Annotated in this window: 25 protein-coding genes, 1 tRNA gene and 1 riboswitch; of the genes, 2 read left to right on the top strand and 24 right to left on the bottom strand. The window is 27.9% G+C overall.

Annotation, left to right across the window (positions count from 1 at the left end; genetic code table 11):
* Positions 1 to 5: 5 nt before the first annotated feature.
* The 4 genes from Ccar_RS16255 to Ccar_RS16270 are packed head-to-tail and all read right to left on the bottom strand — an operon-like array spanning position 6 to position 2,218.
* Complete coding sequence (locus tag Ccar_RS16255; protein WP_007060816.1) at positions 6 to 818, bottom strand: hypothetical protein; 813 nt, start codon at positions 816 to 818, stop codon at positions 6 to 8.
* Between the two features lie 28 nt (positions 819 to 846).
* Entirely contained in the window at positions 847 to 1,296 is a 450-nt protein-coding gene (locus tag Ccar_RS16260; RefSeq protein ID WP_007060815.1) for a hypothetical protein, read from the bottom strand.
* A gap of 48 nt (positions 1,297 to 1,344) precedes the next feature.
* Positions 1,345 to 1,782: a hypothetical protein gene (locus tag Ccar_RS16265; protein WP_007060814.1), complete on the bottom strand. Its 438-nt coding sequence runs from the start codon at positions 1,780 to 1,782 to the stop codon at positions 1,345 to 1,347.
* A gap of 13 nt (positions 1,783 to 1,795) precedes the next feature.
* On the bottom strand, positions 1,796 to 2,218 hold the full coding sequence (locus Ccar_RS16270; RefSeq protein ID WP_048030168.1) for a GIY-YIG nuclease family protein: 423 nt from the start codon (positions 2,216 to 2,218) through the stop codon (positions 1,796 to 1,798).
* A gap of 433 nt (positions 2,219 to 2,651) precedes the next feature.
* On the opposite strand from Ccar_RS16270, the gene Ccar_RS16275 reads away from it, so the two are divergent.
* The gene (locus Ccar_RS16275) at positions 2,652 to 3,152 is read left to right on the top strand and encodes a hypothetical protein (protein ID WP_007060812.1); all 501 of its coding nucleotides are present in this window, start codon (positions 2,652 to 2,654) and stop codon (positions 3,150 to 3,152) included.
* 49 nt (positions 3,153 to 3,201) lie between these two features.
* Positions 3,202 to 3,747 carry a DnaA N-terminal domain-containing protein gene (locus Ccar_RS16280; protein WP_007060811.1) on the top strand — a complete coding sequence of 182 codons (546 nt, stop codon included), beginning with the start codon at positions 3,202 to 3,204 and terminating at the stop codon, positions 3,745 to 3,747.
* 393 nt (positions 3,748 to 4,140) lie between these two features.
* Here Ccar_RS16280 and Ccar_RS16285 read toward each other — a convergent pair whose 3' ends face one another.
* From Ccar_RS16285 to Ccar_RS16370, 20 genes are all read right to left on the bottom strand, one after another.
* The gene (locus Ccar_RS16285) at positions 4,141 to 4,713 is read right to left on the bottom strand and encodes a hypothetical protein (protein WP_007060810.1); all 573 of its coding nucleotides are present in this window, start codon (positions 4,711 to 4,713) and stop codon (positions 4,141 to 4,143) included.
* A gap of 46 nt (positions 4,714 to 4,759) precedes the next feature.
* The gene (locus tag Ccar_RS16290; protein ID WP_007060809.1) at positions 4,760 to 5,386 is read right to left on the bottom strand and encodes a hypothetical protein; all 627 of its coding nucleotides are present in this window, start codon (positions 5,384 to 5,386) and stop codon (positions 4,760 to 4,762) included.
* A 240-nt stretch (positions 5,387 to 5,626) separates the two neighbouring features.
* Positions 5,627 to 5,926 (bottom strand): hypothetical protein, encoded by a 300-nt coding sequence (locus tag Ccar_RS16295; protein ID WP_007060808.1) that lies wholly within the window; start codon positions 5,924 to 5,926, stop codon positions 5,627 to 5,629.
* A gap of 11 nt (positions 5,927 to 5,937) precedes the next feature.
* Positions 5,938 to 6,111, bottom strand: a complete 174-nt coding sequence (locus Ccar_RS26830; protein ID WP_007060807.1) for a hypothetical protein — start codon at positions 6,109 to 6,111, stop codon at positions 5,938 to 5,940.
* Between the two features lie 702 nt (positions 6,112 to 6,813).
* Complete coding sequence (locus Ccar_RS16300) at positions 6,814 to 7,071, bottom strand: hypothetical protein (protein ID WP_048030170.1); 258 nt, start codon at positions 7,069 to 7,071, stop codon at positions 6,814 to 6,816.
* A 2-nt stretch (positions 7,072 to 7,073) separates the two neighbouring features.
* Positions 7,074 to 8,060: a tyrosine-type recombinase/integrase gene (locus Ccar_RS16305; protein ID WP_048030171.1), complete on the bottom strand. Its 987-nt coding sequence runs from the start codon at positions 8,058 to 8,060 to the stop codon at positions 7,074 to 7,076.
* Positions 8,061 to 8,213: 153 nt separating this feature from the next.
* Positions 8,214 to 8,296 (bottom strand) — tRNA-Leu (locus Ccar_RS16310).
* A gap of 162 nt (positions 8,297 to 8,458) precedes the next feature.
* Positions 8,459 to 8,974: a lytic transglycosylase domain-containing protein gene (locus Ccar_RS16315; RefSeq protein ID WP_156184621.1), complete on the bottom strand. Its 516-nt coding sequence runs from the start codon at positions 8,972 to 8,974 to the stop codon at positions 8,459 to 8,461.
* 52 nt (positions 8,975 to 9,026) lie between these two features.
* Positions 9,027 to 9,662, bottom strand: coding sequence for a dephospho-CoA kinase (gene coaE, locus Ccar_RS16320; RefSeq protein WP_007060802.1), 636 nt, complete (start codon positions 9,660 to 9,662; stop codon positions 9,027 to 9,029).
* A gap of 31 nt (positions 9,663 to 9,693) precedes the next feature.
* Positions 9,694 to 12,336, bottom strand: coding sequence for a DNA polymerase I (gene polA, locus Ccar_RS16325; RefSeq protein WP_007060801.1), 2,643 nt, complete (start codon positions 12,334 to 12,336; stop codon positions 9,694 to 9,696).
* 202 nt (positions 12,337 to 12,538) lie between these two features.
* On the bottom strand, positions 12,539 to 12,868 hold the full coding sequence (locus Ccar_RS16330) for a YbjQ family protein (RefSeq protein ID WP_007060800.1): 330 nt from the start codon (positions 12,866 to 12,868) through the stop codon (positions 12,539 to 12,541).
* A 174-nt stretch (positions 12,869 to 13,042) separates the two neighbouring features.
* A complete protein-coding gene (locus tag Ccar_RS26835; protein ID WP_007060799.1) occupies positions 13,043 to 13,180 on the bottom strand; it encodes a hypothetical protein in 138 nt (45 codons plus the stop codon).
* Between the two features lie 348 nt (positions 13,181 to 13,528).
* Positions 13,529 to 15,205 carry a formate--tetrahydrofolate ligase gene (locus Ccar_RS16335; RefSeq protein ID WP_007060798.1) on the bottom strand — a complete coding sequence of 559 codons (1,677 nt, stop codon included), beginning with the start codon at positions 15,203 to 15,205 and terminating at the stop codon, positions 13,529 to 13,531.
* 156 nt (positions 15,206 to 15,361) lie between these two features.
* Positions 15,362 to 15,447: riboswitch (ZMP/ZTP riboswitch) on the bottom strand.
* A 97-nt stretch (positions 15,448 to 15,544) separates the two neighbouring features.
* Positions 15,545 to 16,750, bottom strand: a complete 1,206-nt coding sequence (locus tag Ccar_RS16340; RefSeq protein WP_007060797.1) for an anaerobic nitric oxide reductase flavorubredoxin — start codon at positions 16,748 to 16,750, stop codon at positions 15,545 to 15,547.
* An 88-nt stretch (positions 16,751 to 16,838) separates the two neighbouring features.
* Complete coding sequence (gene ric / locus Ccar_RS16345; RefSeq protein ID WP_007060796.1) at positions 16,839 to 17,537, bottom strand: iron-sulfur cluster repair di-iron protein; 699 nt, start codon at positions 17,535 to 17,537, stop codon at positions 16,839 to 16,841.
* A gap of 266 nt (positions 17,538 to 17,803) precedes the next feature.
* Complete coding sequence (locus Ccar_RS16350; RefSeq protein WP_007060795.1) at positions 17,804 to 18,346, bottom strand: DNA topology modulation protein; 543 nt, start codon at positions 18,344 to 18,346, stop codon at positions 17,804 to 17,806.
* A 43-nt stretch (positions 18,347 to 18,389) separates the two neighbouring features.
* The gene (locus tag Ccar_RS16355; protein WP_007060794.1) at positions 18,390 to 19,148 is read right to left on the bottom strand and encodes a DUF4085 family protein; all 759 of its coding nucleotides are present in this window, start codon (positions 19,146 to 19,148) and stop codon (positions 18,390 to 18,392) included.
* A complete protein-coding gene (locus Ccar_RS16360; protein ID WP_007060793.1) occupies positions 19,145 to 19,768 on the bottom strand; it encodes an aspartyl-phosphate phosphatase Spo0E family protein in 624 nt (207 codons plus the stop codon). Before Ccar_RS16360 ends, Ccar_RS16355 begins: the two co-directional genes overlap by 4 nt.
* A 422-nt stretch (positions 19,769 to 20,190) precedes the next feature.
* Complete coding sequence (locus Ccar_RS16365; RefSeq protein ID WP_007060792.1) at positions 20,191 to 21,192, bottom strand: GGGtGRT protein; 1,002 nt, start codon at positions 21,190 to 21,192, stop codon at positions 20,191 to 20,193.
* A gap of 21 nt (positions 21,193 to 21,213) precedes the next feature.
* Entirely contained in the window at positions 21,214 to 21,906 is a 693-nt protein-coding gene (locus tag Ccar_RS16370) for an iron-sulfur cluster assembly scaffold protein (protein WP_007060791.1), read from the bottom strand.
* Positions 21,907 to 22,152: the final 246 nt, after the last annotated feature.

Genomic DNA, 22,152 nt, shown 5'->3' on the forward strand with positions numbered 1-22,152 from the left:
TTCCTCTACCTTTTACTATTATCTTTTTCCAATATTATCTTATAAACTTTACCTTTCTCAATATATTCAGTACTACTTTTATCTGCTGCAATTTCTTCTCTGACTGGCTTTACATAACTATTACTATTTATGTATTCTTTAATTTGTTGAATTGTTTCTTCTCTATTAATTAAATTTTCCTTGTTAACTTTATCTTCATTCATTTCTCTTTCAATATATTCCAATATATCAAAACATATCATATAAAAGTTTTTCAATTCATCTTTATTAAGCCAAAAATTAAACCTATCAGAAAAGAAAACAATTATGATTAACATTATAGCCATTTTAATAAAAAAGTTAAAAACATCATCTGTATTTGCAATACTTTTTCCAGAACTACTATAAATTGCACTGAAAATACCACCAAAAATTGCACTTCCTACCATTGCGATGACAGTAAGCAAATTTGCTACGTATGCATTAAAATCAACAGTTTTAAAACTGTTAATTGATATTTTAATGTCTTTCTTTTTATTTAAGATTCCATCCAAATCATCTTTTTTATAGAATTTATTATAATAAGTATCATAAATCCCCTTATAAAGTTCATCAAAAGTACTAAAATAAGTTCCATAAGCTTCATTGTTTATAATTCTCCAGTAATACTTACAATATTTTTTTAACTTTTTTTCTTCGAATTTATCATATTTTTTCCATAATTGTAATGTAAAAAGATCAGGTTTCTTTTCATTAATGCCATTATCTATCTCTATTGAAATTATAGCTAATATAGTAGGTATTACAACTATTATAGAAATTATAATTTTAAACCACAAATTAAAACTTCCCCTCAAAAACGTATAATTAAGTTAATACCATTTCTTCTTTGTTACCATTAATTGCGAACTTATCAGCAAATTTTTTAGCTTCATATTGTATTTCAATAGCTCTTTGTATATTTTTAACAATCTGATTAGATTTATATAAGCTATCACCTCCAAATTTACATAGATGCAATTCAGTAAAGCAATACTTTTCACCAATTATAAAATCAATTAATCCCACAGGAATAATTTGTTCTATGCCTTCATTCTTTTCTATTATGAATTCTATATTTTTTTCATTTAAAAATTCCTTCTTATCTAAATTGTTAATATCAATCCACTTAGCACCTTCTTCTAATATTCCTTGAGCTTTACCATCTATAAAACACGAAACACTTCTATCATATAAATCTAGAACTCTAAAAGTCATGATATAATGTTTATTGAATTTATCATCTTTCCATAATTCATACGACTTCTCTATTATCATTCTTCCTCATCCCTTCAGATTAAGATTTAATAATTATTTTGAAAAACATTAGCTTTTAGTAATTTCTTTTATAGTAAATTCTATTTCTGATATACCTTTTTTTCGCATTCCATCAACTCTATACAAATAGTGTCCTTTAACTTCATAACTAAATTTATCTAAAAAAAGACTGCTAATACATGTATCTTCTAATTCATCTTCAGTCAATAACCTATTATTATTTACTGTAATAAGCATTTTTACTACAATAAGTTTTTCCATATATTCTGTTAAGTTATTAAATTTTATTTGTTCTATACTCAATTCATGGGTATAAGCTACACGTTCATTATCAGATAGAAATACAATTACATTTTTACCAGTAACATCATCCTCATGTAAAGCATAAATCATGTTAATCTTAAAATAATCGAATATTGTAGGTATGCTTGTCATTAAATATTCTTTTAATTGCTTAAGTGTTGGATATGTGTTTAAACCTTCCATTTTAATATATCTCCTATGTTCTCTCCACTGTAAAATTTGCTGATAATTTAGCGTTACAATCACTAGTATTTATAGTTGTTCTATCATAATTGAACCCTTCCATACATTCTGTATTCACTGCTGGCTGATGATGATAAATTAATGCAGCTTCTACTCTTTCACGATAGGTTGAATCGACTTGCCCAAAAGAAATACAAATTTCATTAGCTTTTGCAACCTCTTTTCTCCAATCTTCCCACTTTTCATGATTGGCAATTCGACCATTTACATTATTTGATTCTCCAATATATATTAGTTTATGAATACCAACAGTATCATTATTTTTATTGTAAGTACATTCATAAACACAATACACACCTGATTCACTTGGTATACCAGCAACATCAGACTCTCTCCAATACCCTCTAAAATTAATATCAAAAGTTTTTGCTGCCATAAATAACATCTCCCTTCTTTTGTAAATATTTCTACAAATAAAAGAAAATTCCTCTATTAAATGATAAATAATTAAATATTAATAAAACAAATTAAATTTCGAGTAGAATATTATTTTATTAACGATAATTATGTTTAAATTTCAATAATATTAGCTATATCAACACATTTTTATGCAAATCAACATTCCACATATTTCACAAATAGAAAACTATTTACTTTAACCCAAGTATTCTATTGTGCTTAATTGCACATTATTTGGATAAATATGTATACTATGTATATTTTTATTATACTTTTCAATAAAATATTAATAAAATAATAATTAATAATATCCATATAAGTAATTAAAATATTATTTTGTAAAATATTGTTGTTTTTTGTCTTGAAATGTTGTATACTTATTCATAATAATATTTTAGGAGGTTTTATACATGCTTACAAAAGAAGATAAAGATGACATAATAAATTTACTAATTAATTCCATCAATATTTCTACCTCTAGTATGTCTATAACAAATGGTACTCAGGAATTGTTAAAGATTGAAATTAAACAAGGCTCTTTTGACATTAATCTTTTCTCTGCATTAGATACAATCTTTAAAGTTCAAGTTTCTGAAAGAAAGAATAACTATGTGAAAGTGAATATTGATAATAATATTGGTATTAGCCATAACTTGCTAGAAGAACTAAATACTATTTATATTTATAAATATAAAACTTGCATAAAATTAATAGATAAACTAATTGTATCCGAAGATTCTTTTACAATTTATTTTAATAGACTTATTTATAAATATTTTAAAGATAATAAAATTTTCGAATTAACTTATAAGAATCTTTGTAAATCTATAAAACACAGAATGGAAATAAATCAAAAAAGATTTGACTTCTTTAGAAATATAGAGATAAAAGAAACAAATAGAAACGAATAATTTTTCAACTAATGTTATGGATGATAAACTAAAGAAAGAAGGTCTGGAAATGATATTTGAAACAGAATATGAATCTACCATAAAAAGTATAAATAAAAGTGTATTAAATTCCTTAAAAGATAAGTACAATAATATTACTATCAGTAATTGGTTATTTTACATTGAAAATTCATTTTTAGATCAATATAATGATTTAGTAATTTCAGTACCAAATGACATTATTAGAATGACTATTAAGGATGGTTTTGCAGATACTATAGAAAAGCTATATAGGGACAAAATAAAATTTGATAAATTGATAATATTTATTGACCCAATCTATGAAGAAAAAGTCGAAGAATTTCTTACTGCAAAAGAAGTAAGAAATATTAGTGCAAAAACAAGTGTTGATGAAATGGTTGATAAAAGATTACAAGATATAAATGAATCAATTAAACGTGCTGCTAATAATGGAGAAAATGAAACCTGTTTATTTCTTACAACACAAAATAAAAAAGACAAAGAGATATACGATAGAATTAATAAATATCTAAATAATAAAGGTTATACCCTTAGATATTCAATTGAACTAGGTGTGCTGCAAATATCTTGGTAAAAAATAGGCCATGTAAATAATTTTGCGTATTCTTTATCTAATAGATTTATTATAAATATCAAGGTATTCATCTAAAATATATGATATTTCCACTGATTATCGAGGTATTATTATATAAACAGTCATAATTTAAGCTGTCTTTATATAATCTTATTAGCACCTTGATAATCAGTACAAGTATCCTCCAAACTAAATGCAAATTTATTGCAGAGTGAATTAGATGATTAAAATACTTATGTACATTCATTCAATGACACTGCAATCCACACATTTAAGCGATTTTAGGTACAAAATAAGTATTGTGAGCACCAGAATTTATAAATTTATACTTACTCAACGTCTTTTATTTTGAACCTTTCTTTCCTCTAGCCTAATTCATAATTCTCATTTTAACTATTTTGAATAATAATAGTCTAATCTATTCTTTATATTGTTAACACATTTATTTATAGCTTTTCTATCTTCTATTCCATCAGAATCACTAGAAAAATACTCTTCTAACATATTTTCTATTTTATAGAACTCAGAGTATTTAAAATATCTATAAAAAGAGAAACCATAGTTATCTCCACTTGAACCTTCTGAAAATTCTATCATATAACTTACTCTACTGTCATTTGAATATCTACCATCATTATAGAAAACTTTTAAATTACAATCTACACATGAATTTCTATTTTTTAAATTATATATCAAAGCTAAATTTTCTATTGAAACTTGCTTTCCTTCTCCAAACATAAAATAATCTATACCATATTTTTCAACTAACTCTTCTATACTTGAAATAATTTTATTAAAATGTTCGTCTTGGGTTTTTAAGAAATTATTGACCACATTAATTATATTTACACTATTAACCTTTTCATATTTTTGCATTACAGAATCATTCTCTAAATCTAACTTAAAATTATTCCCATCAATCATATATACATTATGATTTTCCTTAATTAAGTTTTTACATTTCATATTCTCACATCCCCTTTTGTAATTTAAATAACTTTTCATTTTTTATCTATTTTAACTTATATTGTATTTTATAGGTTGCATTTATTTCACTATCCTTCAAAAAACATTTTACATAGTCTTGATCATAGAACTCTTCATAACCCCTTAATTTATAAAGATTATCATATCCTTCACTAAGCAGATTTAATATAAGTCGGTCATTAGTTATATGTGTGCATTTAATTCCATCAAATCCCCAGCATTTACAAATTATTTCTAAATTTTTAAGTATTCTATATCCATTTCTAAGATATAATTTGTTATTTATAGTTTTATTTAATTCATTAATTTTTTCCGTTGGTAAATAAAACCCTGATAATATAATATATGTTTTTTTATCAACTTCATCTTCTTCCATAGATATAGTAGTTGATTCATCATCCAGAACAAATGAAATAGACATTAATTCATTTTTATTAGAAATTCTTATAATATATTCCAATTTGTATACTGATGCTAGATCACAATAAATTCTATCTATTAACTCAAAGACAGTTAATAAATCAAATTTATATTTGCATAATAGTTGAATTTTTTCAGGATTAAAGATTCTATCTACTATATTTCCATATTTGCTTCTATATTTATTTCTTTCACTATTACAATAATTATCAAGTAATGTTTCTTTTCCCACAATAACCACCCCTAAAATTTAAAAGAATAAGCTTAATCGACCTATTTGTAAGATCCCTACCACTATTTTACTCCATCTTACATTTTATGTATAGATTACAATAAAAAACATGAAAATATATTATTTACAAGATTAATTCTACTACCATATTCCTGCACTATATAAAGCATTTTAGGCACTCTATTCCCCAAGTAGACCAATAATACCTCTCTTGACTTGCCCTCTCAAATCTCCTTTAAATCATCCCATTTTCTTATCAAATTTTAGATTTAGCGTTAATCCATCTATCTTTTTTAAAACTTTGTATTCCCATGAATCATTAACTTTTTTAACTTCAATAGATAAAATATAATCCTTATATTCTTCTGTAATATAAGACTTAAAAATTACAATATATTTATTTTCATAATCATCATAATAAGCTACATTAAACCACCATTTAACATCACTTTCAACCCTATCAACAAAATTTAAAATACCATAAGCACAAATACATTCATCTTCAAACTCTTCTTCTGTTGTCATTATTATTTTTTTCATTATTTGTTTCTTTACTCTCCTTCTTTATATAAACTGCACCATTTTGCTTCTTCCTTATTAGTTAATTTGCAATTTCCTCGCCTTGTGCAATGTAAATCTGGATTCTTATATTTACTTTTAGGATTAACTTTTACATGTATGCAGTTAGTGCATATCTTATTTATTAAAGTACCATTTTCTTTCATTCATAATCACCTATTTATATTTTTTGTTTTCTCTATAATGCCCAAATGAGATTAATTATTGTTTTATTCGTTTCCCATTTATATTCTTTACATTTCACTTCTAATTAACACATATTATAAATTATACCATATTTTTTTAATTATCACTTGACTTATGGTCTGAGTAATTTATGCTTTAGGGGATTCAAAGCAACGGACATAGTTTCCCCTAGAAAAAGGGGAAAATAAAATTTATGCTTCTTTTTCATCGGAAGTTTCCGTATACTGCTATTGTATTTTATATTTTCATATTACAAAAACTGCCCTGTAATACTTATCAACATGTTATGCACGTTTTATCCACAATTACTTGTTGATAATTATATAAAATCCCTGTATTCAGCTTACCACCCACATAATATTTTTAATGGTCGTGTGTACCCATTTGAGGAACAAATACTACAATAGCAGAAATACTACTTGTCCCCATAGATTTTATGCATCGGCTCTATGTAACCTATACTAATTATTTAACGTTGCTAGTATGCTTCAACAACTAACCTACTAATCCTTAAAAAAGAGTATAGGAAATAAACCTTGCAAAATCCAATTTTTTTTGATAAAATTTATATGTGTTAAGTATAAATTTTTGTTATTACTTTTGGGTTTTAGCAAGAATTTATTATTGTATTAAATTGTAGTCACCTATTGCAGTAGGTGGCTTTATTCTTTTATAAATGTAGTTTTCATGGCATTTAACATATCTGCATCAACAGAAACAAATTTTACACTTATATTGCCTGTGCTGTGTAACATGGCTTGATAAATCCTAAAGATATAAGAATGAATTTTTAAAATAACAACATAAGTTTCAATATTTAATCTTTCATTTTTTTCGTGGTTCTCATAAATAATTGTTTCTCCATCATCTGACATTTCCTTTATTTGTTTGTATACTGCTTCTTTTAAGAGGTTTCGCATTATCATCTACCTCCTTTTAAAGTTCTAATTTTTTTTCTGTTAATTGAACTATTTTCCAAAATATCAGCAGAAAATCTTTCTACATCTTCTACTAATTCTGTAGTATAAAGTTTTGTATATAAAGTAATTAGTTCAGGACTTTTGTGTTGTACTAGAAACTGTATTTTTGGTATAGGTACATTTTGTAATACTAAGGATTTAATATAAAATCTCCTAAATGCATGTATAGATGTTATTTCAACATTTCTTTTTTTATTGTAGGTAGATATATATTTATATAATTTATTAGATGTTAATTGTTCACCATATGGAGTTATTAAGAAATATTCATTCATTACACCTTGGGAACTTAATAAATTTAAATATTCATTTACTACTTCTTTAAGATTATGAACTAATGGAACTATATGCGGTTTGTTATTTTTGGTATGTCTATAGTAAATAATATTATTATTTAGGTCTATATCCTCTACTTTTAAATTTATTGCTGTACTAAGACGCATACCAGTAAATACAAATATATTTACTGCTACATATGCAACATATTCACTAAAATTACATTTACTTAGGTTAGGTTTAAGCAATAACTTTTGTATATCTTCTTTACTATAGGTTTCTTTAGGTTGTAAATCTGGAGATGGTACTTTAATTTTAAATTTTGGTAGGTATCCTTTTTCCATTGCAAAATACAGAAACGTTCTTAACCCTCTTATATTGGTGTGTATAGTATTAATACCATTATTTCTTTCTGTCTTGCAATATTTCATAAAATTCATTATAGTTGATTGGTCTATTGTATTAATAAAATCATTATAATTTTTAAATTTATAAAAAACATTTAGTATTTCTTCATAAAATCTAAAAGTTGCAGGTCTTAATTGTCTTTCTTTTAAATTGTTCTCAAATTCCTCTTGAACTTTTGCAATTGTAATGTTAGGATACTTTTTCTGTTGTATATCTGGTATTAAATTTAAATTTATCTTTTTCATATAATTGCTACTCCTATTTATATATTTAGGAATAATGGCAATACATCCAAATAAAAAAATAGCAATACGTCTATTGGATTACTTTTCCAACGAACGTATTGCTATTTACAACGTGTTTCACACTAGCATTTACAATACTTACAGTGTTATTCATGGTGCAGAAGACGGGACTTGAACCCGTACGATTACTCACACGCCCCTCAAACGTGCGCGTCTGCCTATTCCGCCACTCCTGCATATTATCGTTTACTGTCTTTTGCAACTACGACTATTATACTATGTGTTTTTATCTTCGTCAATGGCTTGTTTTTAACAATTGTTAACTAAAAAATAGGATTTAGTACTTAATATAAATTTAATACCAGTATTAAATCCTTAAACTTTCTCTTTAACTACCATCACTTTTTTTGTAATCTTTTATCATTCTTATATAAATATTTATATATATTACAATTTACTTTAACCTTTTTAACATACTTGTCCGTTTCCTTAAAAGGAATGTAGTGAAGGTTTTTTCCATCAGAAGAATGTTCTGAGTTCTTTAGCCACTTTTGAACATTACCTCTTCCTCCATTATATGCTGCCAGCACTAATTCCATATTATTATCAAATTCATCCTTTAAATTATCTAAATACCAGCATCCCATATTTATATTGAAGTCAGAGTCATTTAACATATCTGTTTTGAAATTCTTCACCCCCATTTTATCAGCTGCCCAATCTGCTGTATCTGGAGTGATTTGCATAAGCCCATAGGCATTTTTATTTGATTTTGCATTTTTATTAAAATTACTCTCTGTTTTTATAACTGCTGCTACTAAATAAGGATCTAAATCATATTTACAGGAATATTTAAGTATACTATCTGTATATTTTAATGGATAAAAGTATTTAACTATATTTTTTGCATTCATTAATAATACAATTAATGCTATAAAACCTATTGCTCTTTTAATTCCTTTCAAACTAATTTGTGCCTAAATTACTAAGGCACTTCACCCCCCTAAAATTTCTGCCAATCTCTCTTAAAGTTATATTTAATTCTTCCTCTGTATCCTTTAAACTTTTTGAATTATCTATGGTATAGTCTGCAAATTTAATTTTTTCTTCTAAAGACATTTGTGAATTTATTCTATTGAGAATTTCACTGTGTGGCAACTTATCTCTATTTTTAATTCTTTCAAATTGTGTTAAAGAATCTACCCAAACCAGTATATTTACGTCCATATATTTATGTAAATTATTTTCTATTAGGGTAGCAGCATCAATTATACAGACTTCTTTTCCCTTCTCATCCAATTGATTTATTCTATAAAATATGTCTTTCACAATAAAAGGCATAATTATCTCTTCATATTTTTTCCTTTTTTCTTGTACAGCAAATATAAAATTACCTAATTCTCTTCTTTTTAGTTTATTATTTTCATCAACAAATGTTTCTCCAAAGTTTTTCTTTATTTCACAAATAATTTCAGGATATTTGTTTAATACCTCTCTGGCTACAATATCTGCATCTATAATATCAAACCCTCTTTTGCTAAGCATTTCAGAAATGGTACTCTTTCCACTTCCTATTCCACCAGTGAGTCCGATTTTAAGCATAAGAAATCAACCCCTTTGTATTTGAAGAAAATTATTTTGCCTCGTACCAATTATCTCCAAGATTAATATCCACTTCCAAAGGTACTCTTAATTTCATAACATCTTCCATTTGATTTTTAACTAATTCTTTTACTTCTTCTAACTCATCCTTATATACATTCAAAATAAGTTCATCATGCACTTGAAGTATTACTTTACTCTTTAAATTTTTACTCTTTAAGATGTTATATACATTTACCATGGACATCTTTATTATATCTGCAGCACTGCCTTGAATAGGTGTATTCATGGCTAATCTTTCCCCAAAAGCCTTTACCATCTTTTTAGAATTCTTAATTTCAGGTATAAACCTTCTTCTATTCATTATAGTAGTTACATACAGATTATCCTCTGCCTGCTTTATAACATTATCCATATACCTTTTTACACCTGGATATCTTTCGAAATAAGTATCTATATAATTCTTAGCTTCTTTTCTAGATATCTTTAAATCCTTAGCCAAACTAAAGTCACCTATGCCATAAACTATACCAAAGTTTACAGCCTTAGCATTACTTCTTTGAAGCTTAGTAACTTGGTCTATAGGCACTTTGAACACTTCTGATGCTGTTTTAGTATGAATATCACTATGATTAAGAAAAGCGTCTATTAAATTTTCATCATCTGCTATATGAGCAAGTACTCTGAGTTCTATTTGTGAATAATCTGCTGAAAGTATTATTGAATTTTCATCTTCAGGTACAAATACTTTTCTTATTTCTCTACCCATTTCATATTTTATTGGTATATTTTGAAGATTAGGTTCCGTGCTTGACAATCTTCCTGTAGTAGTAACTGTTTGATTAAAGCTAGAATGTATTTTTCCATCTTTATCAATTACAGCTTTTAATCCTTCGATGTATGTAGAATAAAGCTTAGTAAACTGTCTATAGTAAGTTATTTTTTCTATAATAGGATGTTTATCTAAAAGCTGCTCTAAAACCTCTGCATTAGTGGAATATCCTGTTTTTGTCTTTTTAATTACAGGCAAATCAAGTTTTTCAAATAATATTTTTCCAAGCTGTTTAGGAGAATTAATATTAAATTCTTCTTCTGCCAACCCATATATATCCTTCTTAAGCTTATCTATTTCTATCTTAAATTTTTCTCCTAGTTCCTCTAATTTTACATTATCAACCTTAAAGCCTTCATATTCCATAGCTGCTAATACCAATGTAAGCGGCTGTTCTACTTCATATAAAAGTTCTTCCATATTCAATTCTTTTATTTGTTTATTTAAGGTTTCAAAAACATCTTTTAAAAGAGAATTTTCCTTTACTCTGATTTCATCTTCTTCTCCTTGGAGCATTATTTTAAGATAATCCTGTATAATAGAATTTAATCCATATTCACCCCTAGAAGAATCAATTAAATAAGCTGCTATTTCTGTATCAAATTTTACACTGGTAAAGTTTATTCCCATTTTCTTAAATACAGTATATGGAACTTTTATATTATGACTTACTTTTTCTATTTTATCATTTTCAAATATATCCTTAAGACATTTTAATGTATCTTCATTATTTTCTTCATATATTTTTTCAAGTTCTACTACATAATTTTTATTATCTATATTCAAAAATATCTTTTCTATATAACTTTTTGAGTAAATATTCCCATCTACAATTTTAAAAGTTAAGTATAAAATTTCATCTTTTGCAATTAAACTTATGTCTTCCCCAAGCTTTTTTAAATCCTTTATATTACTTATGTTTTTAAAGTCAACTTTAATATCTTCTTTTTCAATTTCTTCTTTTAATTCTTTTTCACCTATTACTTTATCTATAAGTGATTTAAATTGAAGCTCTATAAATAAGTTTTTTACACCTTCTACATCATAATTTTCCTTAGATTTTATTTCATTTAGATCTATTTCTATAGGAACATTAACCATGATAGTAGCAAGCTTTTTACTGAATACTGCCTGTTCACTATACTGCATTAAATTTTCTTTTATTTTTTTTCCACTAATATTATCTATATTATTTAATACATTTTCTATACTTCCATATTCTTTTATAAGTTTAAAGGCTGTTTTTTCACCAACTCCTGGAACACCAGGTATATTATCTGATTTGTCTCCCATAAGGCCTTTTACATCTATAAATTGAGTTGGTGTAACTTCAAATTCTGAAATCATTCTATTTTTATCATATATCTCTTTTTCTGTAATTCCTTTTTTTGTTATAACAACTTTTACGTTATCTGTTGCTAATTGAAGAGCATCTTTATCTCCTGTAACTATGTAAACTTCTATGTCTTTTTTTTCTGCATATACAGAAAGAGTTCCTATAAGATCATCTGCTTCGAATCCGTCAATTTCAAACATACTTATAGAAAGCATATTTAATAGTTTTTTTACCACTGGAAATTGTTCTGCCAGCTCTTCTGGCATTCTTTTTCTACCAGCCTTATAATCCTTGTATTCATTGTGTCTAAATGTAGGAGCACTTCTATCAAAAGTACAAACTATATAATTAGGATTAATTTCTTCTCTCATTTTTAAAAGCATTGTTACAAAACCATATACTCCATTAGTATGTAATCCTTGAGAGTTAGTTAACGGTGGCAGTGCATAAAACGCTCTATTCATTAAACTATTTCCATCAAGTATCAATAACTTTTCTTTAGACATAAGACCCTCCAAATTTGTTAATTATTTTATCTATATAAACTAATTTCAATTTTCCATTTTCTCAATCTCTTTATTATATCATCTTAACAAGTATATTCTCTATTTTTTTTAATATTTTATTAAATTAAGTTTCTTTTTATTTTAATGATACCCATATTTCTAATAAAAAAACATCTACATATCAATGCAGATGCTTTCTTAATTATTCCTTTTCTACTTTAACTGCCGTTCCATAACATAAAACTTCTGTTATTCCTTGTGTTACTTCATTAGCATCGTATCTAACCCCAATAATAGCATTTGAACCTATTTCATCAGCATGCTTCATCATTAGTTCAAATGATTCTTCTCTGGTTTGTTCACAAAGTTCTGTATACAAAGATATATTTCCTCCTACAAGACTTTGTAATCCAGCTCCTATGTTTCCTATAACACTTCTTGAACGAACAATTACGCCTCTCACTAATCCACAATTTTCTATAATCTTATATCCTGCTATATCAAATGCTGTTGTTACCATTGATTTATCCATATTATTATTCTCCCCCTTCTTAATTCTAGCTTAGACCACAGCTTGAATTTTTCAAATAGATATGATAAATTCTGCTTGATAAAATTACAAAGATAAGTATATCATTCAAAATATTAAATTACCACAAAGAAAAAAAACAGCAGAAAGAACTCTGCTGATACCGTATTAAAAATTTTAACCCCTACTAAATAGAACACTAACCATATCAAAAAGAAACTTATGTGATTCTCTTCTTCTTATTTTTTTAACTGCTTTTTTATCTCTTTTAGCAGCTTGAACATCTTTTTTATTTTCATTAATAATATCCTTCATGAAAACCACTCCCCTTTTACCCATTAATATGCATTTCAAATAAGTTTAGTTACAACAAAATCATAGTAGTAGGCTTCCCCTTTTGTTTAACACTTATATTACATATGTTTTTTGTTATTTTATAATACTATTATAATATTTTTATAAATAAATGTCACTACCTTTTAAAAAGAATATTGAAAATATTTAGAATATTATCTTAAATGCAATTTTATTCATTAATATTATAGTGATTTATTATATTTTTACTATAAATTGAAGCCAATGCTTCAGTATACAAAATACCACTAAAACATTGACTTCTTATTTTTTATATTAATTTTTGAGATTATATAAACAAGATACTTACTAGAATAATCCGCTTATTACTCCATCTTTATTAACATCAATTTTTTCAGCTGCTGGAACTTTAGGAAGTCCTGGCATTTTCATTATTGCTCCAGTTAAAGCAACAACAAAACCTGCTCCCGCTGAAACTGTTACTTGTCTTACAGTTACTTTAAAGCCTGTTGGTCTTCCAAGTTTAGTCTGATCATCAGTTAAAGAATATTGAGTTTTGGCCATACATACTGGAGTTTTACCAAATCCATTTTTCTCTAATTCATCAATTTCTTTTTCAGCTTGTGCTGTAAATACTGCATCATCAGCACCATAAATCTTTTGAGCTATAGCTCTTATTTTTTCTCTTATTGGAAGTTCTGCATCATAAGCAAATTGGAAGTTGTTTTCTTCTGTTTCTATTAATCTTATTACTTCCTTAGCAACTTCAACTCCACCTTCTCCACCTTTTGCCCAAACTTCTGATAGTTTAACATTTACTCCAAGAGCTCTGCATCTATCTTCAACTAATTTTAATTCAGCTTGAGTATCAGTTGGAAATGCATTTATTGCTACCACTGCTGGTAATTTAAATACCTTAGTTATATTTTCAACGTGTTTTAATAAGTTTGGAAGTCCTTTTTCAAGAGCTTCTAAGTTTTCATTATTTAAATCAGCTTTTGGTACTCCGCCGTTGTATTTTAATGCTCTTACTGTAGCAACTATTACAACTGCATCTGGTTTTAATCCAGCCATTCTACATTTAATGTCTAAGAATTTTTCAGCTCCAAGGTCAGCTCCGAAACCTGCCTCTGTAACTACATAATCTGCAAAATGAGTAGCCATTCTTGTAGCCATTATTGAGTTACATCCATGAGCTATATTTGCAAATGGTCCGCCATGAACAAATGCTGGTGTTCCTTCAAGAGTTTGAACTAGATTTGGTTTTAATGCATCTTTAAGTAATGCAGTCATGGCACCTTGTGCATTTATCTGTCCAGCTGTTACAGGTTCTCCAGCCCTTGTATATGCTACAACTATTCTAGCAAGTCTTGCTTTTAAGTCTTCTATATCGCTAGCCAAGCAAAATATAGCCATTATTTCTGAAGCAACAGTAATATCAAATCCATCTTCTCTTGGTACTCCGTTAACTTTTCCCCCCATACCATCAACAACAAATCTTAATTGTCTGTCGTTCATATCAACACATCTTCTCCAAACTATTCTTCTTGGATCAATGTCTAAAGCATTTCCCTGATATATGTGATTGTCCAGCATTGCTGCTAATAAATTGTTAGCTGCTCCTATTGCATGGAAGTCACCCGTAAAGTGTAGGTTAATATCTTCCATTGGAACAACTTGCGCATATCCGCCACCTGCTGCTCCACCTTTTACTCCAAATACTGGTCCTAATGACGGTTCTCTTAAAGCAACTATTGTATTTTTGCCTATTTTTGATAAAGCGTCAGCTACACCTATTGACGTAGTAGTTTTTCCTTCTCCTGCTGGTGTTGGATTAATTGCTGTACAAAGAATGAGTTTACCTTTTTTTCCTGGAGTTTTCTTTAATAAGTTGTAATCTACTTTAGCCTTATATTTTCCATAAAGCTCGATGTCATCTTCAGAAATACCTATTTTTTCAGCTATCTTCCTTATGTCTTTTGGTTTACACTCCTGTGCTATTTCAATGTCTGATTTAAAACCCATTTTAAAATACCTCCATCTCTAATTTTTGTTTATTTTTTACCTCCTCTACGCTTTCTATACAGAAGCGTAAGGAGATTGGTTAACTTTAAACAAAATTTTTCTTTAGATTTAATTAAAGATGCCCAACAGTTAACAAAAAACGTAAAACCGCCTGGACACATTTGCCCAGGCGGTCGACATTTATACTTTATAAATCACACTCCCTGTGGTAAACTCCACTTCCGCCAGTCGTGCGACTCTTAAATTTTCAAAATAAAAATTACTGCTTAAATAAACATGTAATTGTAAATTTTATCACTGCCTCTTAATATTAAATGATAATGTTAATTATGTCAATTACTAAATATAAGTATTTTCTTGTATTTTTTCTAAAGCATTACTTCCGAACTCTCTGCATCTGCTTAATCCCTCTTCATCTGGATTCCATAATTCTTTTATTCCTTCACTTATTATTTCAAAACCAGCCTCATTTAATTCTTCACTAATAATTTTTACTGATTCGCCACTCCAGCCATAACTACCAAAAGCTGCCCCTTTCTTTCCCTTGAAACCAAGTCCTTTAATCATCTCCAATATTGCAGCTGTCGAAGATAATATTCCGTTATTTATTGTTGATGAACCAACAAGCACCATTTTTGATTTAAATACTTCGGTAATAATATCATTTTTATCATTTTTAGATGAATTAAATATCTTTATAACAATATCCTTATTTGAACTTTTTATTCCTTCTGCTATGGCTTCAGCCATCCTTCTTGTTCCATTCCACATTGTATCATATATTATTGTAATCTGATTTTCTTGGTAATCCTTCGCCCATTCCATATACTTATTGACTATTTGCAGCGGATTATCCCTCCACATTATTCCGTGACTAGTGCAAATCATATTGACAGGTAAATTAAGACTTAATACCTCTTCTATTTTCTTTACAACAAATTTGCTGAAGGGAGTTAAAATATTAGCATAGTATTTTATTGCCTCCTGAAATAATTCACCTTGATCAACTTTATCGTTGTACATCAATTCAGAGGCATAGTGCTGCCCAAAGGCATCATTGCTGAATAAAATATTTTCACCGGATAAATATGTAAACATTGAATCAGGCCAATGAAGCATCCTTGCTTCTACAAATGTCAATTTATTTTTACCTATATTTAGACTATCCCCAGTCTTTACCTCTACAAAGTTCCAATCCTTATGATAATGCCCCTTTAATATTTTTACACCACTTTTAGTACAATAAATTGGGGTATTGGGTATTTCTTTCATTAGCTCTAAAAGCGCACCACTATGGTCACTTTCAGAGTGGTTCATTATTATATAATCTATTTTGTTTAAATCAATTTCTTTTTTTAAGTTGGCTACAAATTCTTTGGCAAATGGATACCAAACAGTATCAATAAGTACTGTCTTTTCATCTTTAATTAAGTATGAATTGTATGAAGAACCTTTATGTGTAGAGTATTCTTCACCATGGAAAGTTCTTAGCTCCCAATCAATCTTTCCAACCCAGGTAACAGTGTCATTTATTTTAAAACTCATATAAAAAAACCTCCACTTAATTATTAATATTATGTTTATATATCATAATTTGATAATTTTAGTTACCACCTTATACTATTGATTCAAATTATCGCAGATTTTTAAACAAAATATTGTTTTCTAAATGTATATGTTGAAATAAATCTAATTCAACTTCTTTTAACTTTTCATATGTTATTTTAAAAGAACCACATGCATCTTTTGGAATACTATAATGATCTGTCACTTCCCTTAATTCCATTATGATATTCCCTGCTCCAGTATGCTCTTCTTCCAATTCATTAATAAGATTTAATACCCGGTTTTTATCATCAGCATTACCTTCTCTTTCATATTGCCTTATTTCAGGAAATATAAATTCTTCTTCTTTAACTAAATGCTCTTCAAGTTCAATTCTTAAATTGTTAAACAACTTATGAACTTTAAACAATTCTTTATGGGATTTACCATGAACCTTTAATATTTTGAAAGCATATTCACTTATTCTAGGAAGTTCCTCTCTCAAATATGCATGGTGAGTATTCACTATATAATCTATTAACTTACCAGGGCTTTCTTTTGCCCAATCTACAAACTCATTGTTTTTTTCTGTGAATTCTTGATATTTGTTATTAAGATCTTCTAACAATTGACTCCCATCAAGCTTTTGTGCAAGTATTGCATCACTTAAAGGCCTATTCCCTCCACAGCAAAAATCAATATTATACTTATAGAAAATATCACTTGCATTGGGGAATTCCGTAACGATATCACCAATTTTATCATTCTCATTAAATTTTCTATTCATTTATAGCACCACCTGCTTTCTTATTTTCACATTTTACTGTATGATTACTCTGTTAATTATTATGTGCTTATGATTGATATTTTATCTATTACTATAAGGACAATTTACTTACACTTTGACATATACATGCCTCCACCTCTACTAAAATAAACAAAATAAAAAACCATATACTTTAAGCAATTTTACTGATTTTTTTATCAGCAATTACTTTTGTACATGATCTCACATTTTTTACATGAAATATTAAATTTTATTTATAAATTTACTCACTTCAAATTTGTTTCATTTTTTTCATTTAAAAGTTTTATAGTGTACCTATTTACATCTCTTCTATTTTTAAATATTATTATCTGCTTATCTTTATTTTTTTCAATTATACAATTATTTCTTCTACCTAACTTTTGAGGAAAATTCCAAATATATTTCATAAATTCAAAATCAAACTTTTCATTACACCCCTCTGACATATCTGGTCTTACCCTATTTAAATTTGTAATAACTCGTTTAAAATAATTAAGTAAGCACGCTACCCTACTTAATTCAAAACAAATTACCGTATCAGCCTTTCCAAGACGAATATCTATAGTTCCACCATAATTACCATCAATTATCCATTCATCACCTTCTACCAAAAACTTTTGTTTTTTTACCCATTCATCTCTTGGTGTTTCAACCCATCCACTATTCCAAAATTCTTTATCAAGATGAATAAGTGGAATGCCTGTTATATACGAAAGTTTTCTTGAAAATGTACTTTTACCGCTACCTGGTGAACCTATAACCATTATTCTTTTTCCTATATTATTCATTTATATCACCTTTAATTTGTTTTTATTACTTCACAATATATTACTAATGTCTAAAGGTAATGTTATCAGCAGAAATAATGAAGTCTATTAAGTCCATTTTTTTATTTTGAAGCAAAACATGTAATTCATATTTATCATTTATTTTATACATTTCATCATAAAGCCACCGCGAGTTTTGCAGTAAAGCATCTTGTTTGATTATATTATAGTTTTCAAACTTTATCTCATCTATGTCTGTAAAACCGTATTTGTTGTCAAATAATATCAACAAATACTGTTCTGTTTGCCTTACATCTATAATACCGCAATCATGAAAGTTTATATTTTCAACTATTCTTCTATCAAATGATTTTGATGCTTTTTTATAATATTTTTCATACTTTTTAATAGTTTTGTTTACCAATTTTTCATTGTTCTTGCAAAATAGAGTTATAGCTTGTATTACTTTATGAGATGCTTTATCCAATGCACAAACCCGAATATCTGCTATTTCTTTTAATATTTCTTCCGGCAATATAGTTTTTATGTACCTTTGTCTATGTATAAATCCTTGATAAAATTGTTGAGATAATTTTTCCCTGTCAAATGGCTCACATGAAATACAACTTTCTTTTACTGCTCCAAGCTTCTCTTTATGTAAGGCAATTTCTTCCTGCAACCTCAGCCATTCTGCCAGTTCTTGTTTATATAATTGCTGAAAGTATTCTTCTGAAAAAGATTCTGCCTCTTTCATTGCTTTAAGAGGAAAATGAATACTGGTCTTTTGACAAAGTTCATACCATTCCTTAGTAAAATAATTCATTGCTTTAATTCTCCCTTCATATATTGTACAATAAGTTCATCTAAGGCTTGGCTCATATCTAATATTTCATTATCTTTTCCTATTTTATCTGGCATTTCACACATTTTATTTAAATTGCTTCTTAATTCATCAATTTTGTTTTCTAATGCTGATATTTTATCATGACTTATTTTAATAAAATCCGCTTCCATTTCTGTTTTAATATTTTTTATCTCTGTTTCATAAAAAATATTAAATAAATCTATTATTTCATCTGTAATAATTTTTTCATGATTATTTATTTCAAATATCTTCTCTCTTTTTCCTATACTTTTTAGCAGTTCAACAACATACTTATCTTTATTAATTATTATTGGAATTGCAATTATCATAATGGGGTTGTTGTAATTATCTTCTATCTTAGCAAATACAACATCTTCATCATATGATTTAATTGAAATACAATTACTGCAAGCCGTACCTTTTTTCCAATAGTCATAACATGATCCATTAAGCTTATGAATTTCGCCACCTTTAATAATTATTATTTCTTTATTATTAGGTTCAACTATTCTGATAGCATCATACATATTTTCTATTATAGCCAACCTTTTTTTTACATCTTCATATAGCCTTGGCATAATATCTCCCCCTATGCTACTTAGTTATAACATTTTTATTTTTCAATTCATTCATAAACAATCTATTAAAAAGGTATAATTTGAATTTTATTTTTAATACCCCTTTATTTAATAATATCACCTTTAATTACATTTTTCACCATTTTTAGTTCAACATTATTTTTCTTTTAAGTTTGTCCAACAAATTAAATCATTTTTAATTTGTTAATGCTATATACCTTATATCTAACTTCCTTAATCCTAATATCATATATTTACAAAAGAAAAAAGCATGAAGGGTTACAAGATTTTCTCTTGCACTTCCTTCATGCTCTTTAATCATTCATTTATTTAATTTCTATATATTTTTTACGGAATTTTTTATGAGTTTTGGATGGTTTTTTATTATATTTAGACTTTTATTTTAACTATACACAAAAAACTTATTTGCTCATAGCTTCTTCAACAGCAACTGCTACTGCAACTGAAGCTCCAACCATTGGGTTGTTACCCATTCCTATTAATCCCATCATTTCAACATGAGCTGGAACTGATGAAGAACCTGCGAATTGAGCATCTGAGTGCATTCTTCCCATGGTATCTGTCATACCGTAAGAAGCTGGACCTGCACCCATGTTATCTGGGTGAAGAGTTCTTCCAGTACCACCACCTGATGCAACTGAGAAGTATTTCTTACCTTGTTCATAACATTCTTTTTTGTATGTTCCTGCAACTGGGTGCTGGAATCTTGTTGGGTTAGTTGAGTTACCAGTTATTGATACGTCAACTCCCTCTTTGTGCATTATAGCAACACCTTCTCTAACATCGTCTGAACCATAGCATTTAACTTTAGCTCTTTCGCCTTTTGAGAAAGCAACTTCTCTAACTACTTCTAATTTTCCTGTATAGTAGTCGAATTTAGTTTCAACATATGTAAATCCATTAATTCTTGAAATTACATAAGCAGCATCTTTTCCAAGACCATTTAATATAACTCTTAATGGTTCTTTTCTAACTCTGTTAGCTTTTTCAGCTATTTTTATAGCACCTTCAGCAGCTGCAAAAGATTCGTGTCCTGCTAAGAAAGCAAAACATTTAGTTTCTTCTCTTAAAAGCATAGCTGCTAAATTTCCGTGTCCTATTCCAACTTTTCTATCATCTGCAACTGATCCTGGAATACAGAAAGCTTGTAAGCCTTCTCCTAAAGATTCTGCAGCTTCTGCAGCTTTTTTACATCCTTTTTTTACAGCTATTGCAGCACCTAATATATATGCCCAACAAGCATTTTCAAAGCATATTGGCTGAGTTGATTTAACTATGTTATAAACATCGATTCCCTTTTCATCACAAACAGCTTTAGCTTCTTCTATAGTCTTCATGCCATACTTTTCAAGTACTGGTTTAATCTGATCAATTCTTCTTTCATAACTTTCAAATAATGCCATTTCAAACGTCCTCCTTATATATTATTCATGTCTTGGATCGATAACTTTTACAGCTTCATCAAATCTACCATATTGACCAGTAGCTTTTTCTTTAGCTTCGTTAGCATCCATTCCTTTTCCTATCATTTCCATCATTTTTCCAAGGTGAACGAATTTATATCCTATAACTTCGTTATTTTCATCTAAAGCTACATTTGTAACATATCCTTCAGCCATTTCTAAGTATCTAGTTCCCTTAGCTTTTGTACCATACATAGTACCAACTTGGCTTCTTAATCCTTTTCCTAAATCTTCAAGACCTGCTCCTATAGGTAGTCCACCTTCTGAGAAAGCAGTTTGAGTTCTTCCATATACTATTTGTAAGAATAATTCTCTCATTGCTGTATTTATAGCGTCACAAACTAAATCTGTGTTTAATGCTTCAAGTATAGTCTTTCCTGGAAGTATTTCTGATGCCATAGCTGCTGAATGAGTCATTCCTGAACATCCTATTGTTTCAACTAAAGCTTCTTGGATTATTCCATCTTTAACATTTAAAGTAAGCTTGCAAGCACCTTGCTGTGGAGCACACCAGCCTATACCATGTGTTAATCCTGATATATCTTTTATTTCTTTAGCACGCACCCATTTTCCTTCTTCTGGAATTGGAGCTGATTGGTGGTTTGCTCCTTTAGTTACGCAACACATTCTGTCAACTTCTGTTGAATAAATCATATTTTATTCTCCTTCCTCTACTGATAAAATTATTTTTATAAGAATAAAAAACTTAACTTATAATTTTTTTACCCTTGATAGTGCTTTTTATATCCCAGTGGGTTTTTTATGTTCCCACTAAGTATAACACAATTCATCTTGAACAATTATATTGTAGCAAAGATGCCTTAATATAACAATACATTTCTGTATAAAAATTTATAGAATAATATAAAAAATTAAGGAAACACAAATTTTCAGAGGACA

This window comes from Clostridium carboxidivorans P7 (assembly GCF_001038625.1).
GTDB lineage: Bacteria > Bacillota > Clostridia > Clostridiales > Clostridiaceae > Clostridium_AM > Clostridium_AM carboxidivorans.